Here is a 5,390-nt window from a genome sequence, read left to right on the forward strand (position 1 = left end):
TCGGCCTTCGACGCCTTGTACGGCTGCGGCTCGTCGGGTCGCGGACGATTTGGCGTGGCGGGCGGTGCTGACGGCTTTTTGGCGGGCGATTTGGCCAAGGGGAAACCTCGTTTCCGTAGGGGATAAAGGCGGCGCTATAGGCTGGTTGCATCGCGGGATTCAATCGTGCGGTGCGGCATAGGCGATCAATTCTGCAGCCAAGCTTTGCCATGGTTGCCCAAGCGACCGCCCCCCGCCTAAGGCATAACCGTGTTTCCCGCCGACCATCCCTTCCGCATCGCCAATTTCCGGGCATACTGGCTGTCGCGCTTCTCCAGTACGGTCGCGCAGGGCAGCATGACGGTCATCATCGGATGGCAAGTCTATTCGATCGCGCGCGACGTGCATCATTTGAGCATCAAGGAAGCCAGCTTCCTGCTCGCGATGATCGGGCTGGCGCAGTTCATCCCCCTATTCGTGCTGACCCCCGTCGTCGGGCTCGCCGCCGACACGTTCGACCGGCGCAGGATCGTGCGCGCAACGACGATCTTGTTGTTGCTCACGCCGGTGATGCTCGGGGTACTGACCTGGCTCGGCCTGCTGACGCTGCCGATCCTGTTCCTCGCCGCGGTGTTCATAGGCATCGCGCGCGCCTTTTCCGGCCCGGCCTATTCGGCGCTTGCTCCCAATCTCGTCCCGCGCGCGACCTTGCCGACAGCGATCGCGGTCAGCTCGATAGCGTGGCAGATCGGCGCGATTCTCGGGCCCAGCCTCGGCGGCACTTTGCTCGCGATCGACCCCGACATTGCCTACGCGACGTCGGCGGGGCTGTTCGCGATCGCGCTCGTCTGCGTCTTTTTGATCGGCAAGGTGCCGCAGCCTGAGGCGCAACCCGACCATCGCCCACTCCACCGCATTATCGAAGGTTTTCGTTACGTCCGCCACAACCGGCTGGTGCTGGCAACGATCACGCTCGACCTCTTCGCGGTGCTGCTCGCCGGGGCGACGGCGTTGCTGCCGGTCTATGCGCGCGACATCCTGCATGTCGGCAGCCAAGGCTACGGTATCCTGTCAGCGGCGATGGGAATCGGCGCGACCTCGACGGCCCTACTCTTCTCGTTCCGCCCGATGAAGTCGAACGTCGGGGTGAAGATGCTGATCGCCGTGGTCGTGTTCGGCTTGGGAATCCTTACCTTCGGCACAGCGCACATCATCCTGCCGCGGTTCGCGTTCGGGCTCGCGTTCGTCGGCCTCGTCGTCGCCGGCGGCGCGGACATGGTGTCGGTCTATGTCCGAAGCTCGCTGGTCCAGTTGCACACCCCCGACGCGATGCGCGGGCGAGTCAGCGCAGTGTCGCAACTGACGATTTCCGCCTCGAACGAACTTGGCGAGGCCGAAAGCGGGCTGCTCGCCTCGTTGCTTGGCCCGGTCGGCGCGGTCGTGGTCGGCGGCATGGGCGCGATCGCCATCACGTTGCTCTGGTCGCGCCTGTTCCCCGAACTCAGGCTTGCAAAGTCTTTCGACCCGCCCGACATCCTCGAAATCGCCCCTCAGCACGGAGTCGCCCAGCCATGAAGGCCAACACCATCCTGGAAACGATCGGCAACACCCCGCACATCCGCGTCCAGCGGCTGTTCCCGGGCGCCGAGGTGTGGATCAAGTCCGAGCGGTCGAACCCTGGCGGATCGATCAAGGACCGAATCGCGCTGAGCATGATCGAAGCGGCCGAGCGCGACGGCAAGCTGAAGCCCGGCGGCACGATCATCGAGCCGACGAGCGGTAATACGGGGGTCGGGCTGGCGATGGTCGCCGCGGTCAAGGGCTACAAGCTGATCCTCGTCATGCCCGAATCGATGTCGATCGAGCGGCGCCGACTGATGCTGGCCTACGGCGCCAGTTTCGACCTGACGCCGCGCGAAAAGGGCATGAAAGGCGCGATCGAACGCGCGCTCGAATTGATCGAGGCGACGCCCAATTCGTGGATGCCGCAACAGTTCGAAAATCCAGCGAACATCGATGTGCATGTGCACACGACGGCGCAGGAAATTCTCGCCGATTTCGCCGACTCGCCGATCGACGTGTTGATCACCGGGGTCGGCACGGGCGGGCACATCACTGGCGTCGCAGAGACGCTCAAGAAGAACTGGCCCAACCTCAAAGTCTATGCGGTCGAACCCGAAGCCTCACCGGTGATTTCGGGCGGCCAGCCCGGGCCGCACCCGATCCAGGGGATCGGCGCGGGGTTCATACCGGTCAACCTTCACACGCAGGCGCTCGACGGCGTGATCAAGGTCGATGCGGGCGTGGCCAAGGAATTCGCACGCCGCTCCGCCAGCGAGGAAGGCTTGCTGGTCGGAATCAGTTCGGGTGCAACACTCGCGGCGATCGCGCAGAAATTGCCCGATTTGTCGGCGGGAACGCGGGTGCTGGGGTTCAACTACGACACCGGCGAGCGCTACCTATCGGTGCCGGACTTCCTGCCCGAAAGCTGATCCATCCCCGGAACGCTTCGCAACAACCTGGATTTTGGCATCGGGCGCGCTTTGCGCTAAGGGCGTGCGCCCGCGCGGCCGCGCTTTTTTTTTCCGAAACAGGTTTGACTTGATCCGTTCGTTGCCCCCGCCGCTTGCCTTGCGCGTCATTCTCGCGCTGGTTGGGCTTGCGCTCGTCGCAATTCCGACGGCAATCGTCCTGTTCGCGCCGCACGCCAAGCCGCTGCCCGCGGTCGCGGTCGCGCAGCGCGTGGTGCCCAAGACCGAATTGCCCCCGGTCGAACCGGTCGAGTTGCAAGCGGTCGCCCCCGAAGACGCCAAGGCGTTCAACGACACTGTGCCCTTTTCCACCGGCCCCAACCCTGCAGCGCGGCCATTCATCTTCTCCGGTGACAACGCCGCCCGCGCGCGCGCGATCGACTGCCTGGCGGTCGGCGTGCTGTACGAAGCAGGCGACGATACCGAGGGCGAGCGCGCGGTGGCCCAGGTCGTGCTCAACCGCGTGCGCCACCCTGCTTTCCCCAAATCGGTGTGCGGCGTGATCTTCCAGGGATCGGAACGCTCGACCGGGTGCCAGTTCAGCTTCGCCTGCGACGGTGCGATGGGTCGCTGGCATCCCAACCCCGCCGCCTGGGCGCGTGCGCGCGAAGTCGCCATCGCGGCACTCAGCGGGCTGGTCTACGCCAAGGTGGGCTACGCCACGCATTATCACACCGACTGGGTCGTGCCCTATTGGAGCGCCAGCCTCGACAAGGTCACCGCGGTCAAGACGCACCTGTTCTTCCGCTGGACCGGCTGGTGGGGCACCCCCGCCGCGTTTGTCCGCAGTGTATCCGGGTTTGAACCTGGGATTGCCGCGCTCGACGGTTTCTCTGCGGCGCATAGCGGCGCCGCCGCCACGCTGGCCGAGGTCAACCCGGCCGAAATCGATAGCGCGACGATCGCCGGCACTGGCGGCGGGCAGCAGGCGCTGTCGATCGACCCGAACAGCTTCCTCGTCACGCTCGACCCGCGCGCCGGCCCCGACTCCTTCACGCAAGTCGCGGCCAAGGCTTGCGGGACGCGCGATTATTGCAAGCTGATGGCGTGGACCGACAAAATGCGAACGCCCAAGGGCTTGCCGCTCGGCCAGGCGCAGATTTCGACGATGGCGTTCAGCTATCTGCGCGACAAGGCGCGCGGGTACGAGAAGGCGCTGTGGAATTGCGGGCAGTTCAAGCGCGCGACGAAGGGCGAGTGCATGAAGCTTCAGGTGCTCGGCACGCCCGCGGCGACCTTGCCTGCGCCCGGAGCGAAGCCCGTAACGACCGCCGCCGGCGCAGTACCGCCCGCCGCAGTGAATTTCACGCTCAAGCCGGTGACGCCAGACGGACTCGGCGGCGTGCGGAAGAAGGAAAGTCTCCCCAAACCCGCCGCAACGCCAGCGCCGACGGCCAAGGCCGAGCGGCCCTAAGCTGCAGCGAACATCTCGGGCGGCAATGCCATCAGCGCCTCCGCCCCGCCCTCGATCTTGCGGCGCAGCGCACCTCCTTCGGGCATGATCCGCTCGGCAAAATAGCGCGCAGTGACGAGTTTGGCGTCGAGGAATGCAGCGTCACCCTTGCCCGCCGCCTTCAGCCGCGCCGCTGCCTCTGCCATCCGCAACCACATCAGCCCGACCGCGACGATCCCCATCAAATGCATATAGCTGTGCGCGCCCGCGCCTACATTGTTCGGATTGGTCATGCCGTTCGCAATGAACCACATCGTCGCCGCCTGAAGCTCGCCATTGGCTTTTTCGAGGGCGGCGGCGAAGTCGGCGGTCGCTGGATCGGCTTTCGCCGCCGCGACCTCCTCGGCCACAACCTTGAACAGTAATTGCACCGCGCGGCCGCCATTCTGCGCCAGCTTGCGCCAGACCAGATCCATCGCCTGGATACCGTTGGTGCCCTCATAGATCATCGCGATCCGGGCATCGCGAACATATTGCTCCATCCCCCATTCCTGGATGTAGCCGTGCCCGCCATAGACCTGCTGCGCATTGGTCGCGATGTCGTAGCCCTTGTCAGTGCCGTAGCCCTTGATCACCGGGGTCAGCAGCCCGAGCAGGTCGGCGGCGTGCTCGCGCTCTGCTTCGGTCGCGGCGGCATGTTCGAGATCCGCCTGGAGCGCGCCCCACAGGCACAAGGCGCGCAACCCCTCGGTCAGCGCCTTGCCGTCCATCAGCATGCGGCGGATGTCGGGGTGGACGAACAGCGTATCGGCCTTTTCCTGTGGCTCGGCCGGGCCCGTCAGCGCGCGGCCCTGGCGCCGGTCGTGCGCATATTGGACGGCATTCTGATAGGCAGTCTCTGCCACGCCGAGCCCCTGCAACCCCACGCCGAGACGCGCGGCGTTCATCATGATGAACATCGCGGCGAGGCCCTTCATTTCCTCGCCGACCAGCCAGCCCTTGGCGCCGTCATAGTTCATCACGCAGGTCGAATTGGCGTGGATGCCCATCTTGTGCTCGATCGACCCGCACTGGACGGCGTTGCGCTCGCCCAGTGAGCCATCGTCGTTGACGAGGATCTTGGGCACCACGAACAGCGAGATACCCTTCGAGCTTTCGGGCGCGCCGGGGGTCTTGGCGAGGACGAGGTGGATGATGTTGCTCGTCAGGTCGTGCTCGCCCGCCGAGATGAAGATCTTGGTACCGGTGATCTTGTAGCTGCCGTCGGCCTGCGGCTCGGCGCGCGTGCGCAGCATGCCTAAGTCGGTGCCACAATGCGCTTCGGTCAGGCACATCGTGGCCAGCCATTCGCCGCTGACCAGGCGCGGCAGGTAGCGCTCGCGCAAGGCGGCGCTGCCATGCGCCTGCAGGCATTCAACGGCGCCGTGCAGCAGGCCGGGCGCCATCGTCCAGCCATGGTTGACGGCGTTCAGCATCTCGTTGAGCGC

Annotated in this window: 4 protein-coding genes; 3 read left to right on the forward strand and 1 reads right to left on the reverse strand. The window is 65.5% G+C overall.

Annotated elements, in window-relative coordinates; genetic code table 11:
- Nucleotides 1–249: 249 nt before the first annotated feature.
- The 3 genes from JWM94_RS15410 to JWM94_RS15420 all read left to right on the forward strand — a co-directional run bounded on the left by JWM94_RS15410 (nucleotide 250) and on the right by JWM94_RS15420 (nucleotide 3,924).
- Nucleotides 250–1,554, forward strand: coding sequence for an MFS transporter (locus tag JWM94_RS15410; RefSeq protein WP_299429009.1), 1,305 nt, complete (start codon nucleotides 250–252; stop codon nucleotides 1,552–1,554).
- On the forward strand, nucleotides 1,551–2,471 hold the full coding sequence (gene cysK, locus JWM94_RS15415) for a cysteine synthase A (RefSeq protein WP_299429011.1): 921 nt from the start codon (nucleotides 1,551–1,553) through the stop codon (nucleotides 2,469–2,471). The genes JWM94_RS15410 and cysK overlap by 4 nt, the downstream gene beginning before the upstream one ends.
- A gap of 109 nt (nucleotides 2,472–2,580) precedes the next feature.
- Nucleotides 2,581–3,924, forward strand: coding sequence for a cell wall hydrolase (locus tag JWM94_RS15420; RefSeq protein WP_299429013.1), 1,344 nt, complete (start codon nucleotides 2,581–2,583; stop codon nucleotides 3,922–3,924).
- Here the strand turns inward: JWM94_RS15420 and JWM94_RS15425 are convergent.
- The coding region (locus JWM94_RS15425) for an acyl-CoA dehydrogenase (RefSeq protein ID WP_299429015.1) at nucleotides 3,921–5,390 on the reverse strand (1,470 nt) is incomplete at its 5' end. The genes JWM94_RS15420 and JWM94_RS15425 overlap by 4 nt on opposite strands.

This window comes from Sphingomonas bacterium (assembly GCF_028289855.1).
GTDB lineage: Bacteria > Pseudomonadota > Alphaproteobacteria > Sphingomonadales > Sphingomonadaceae > Sphingomonas.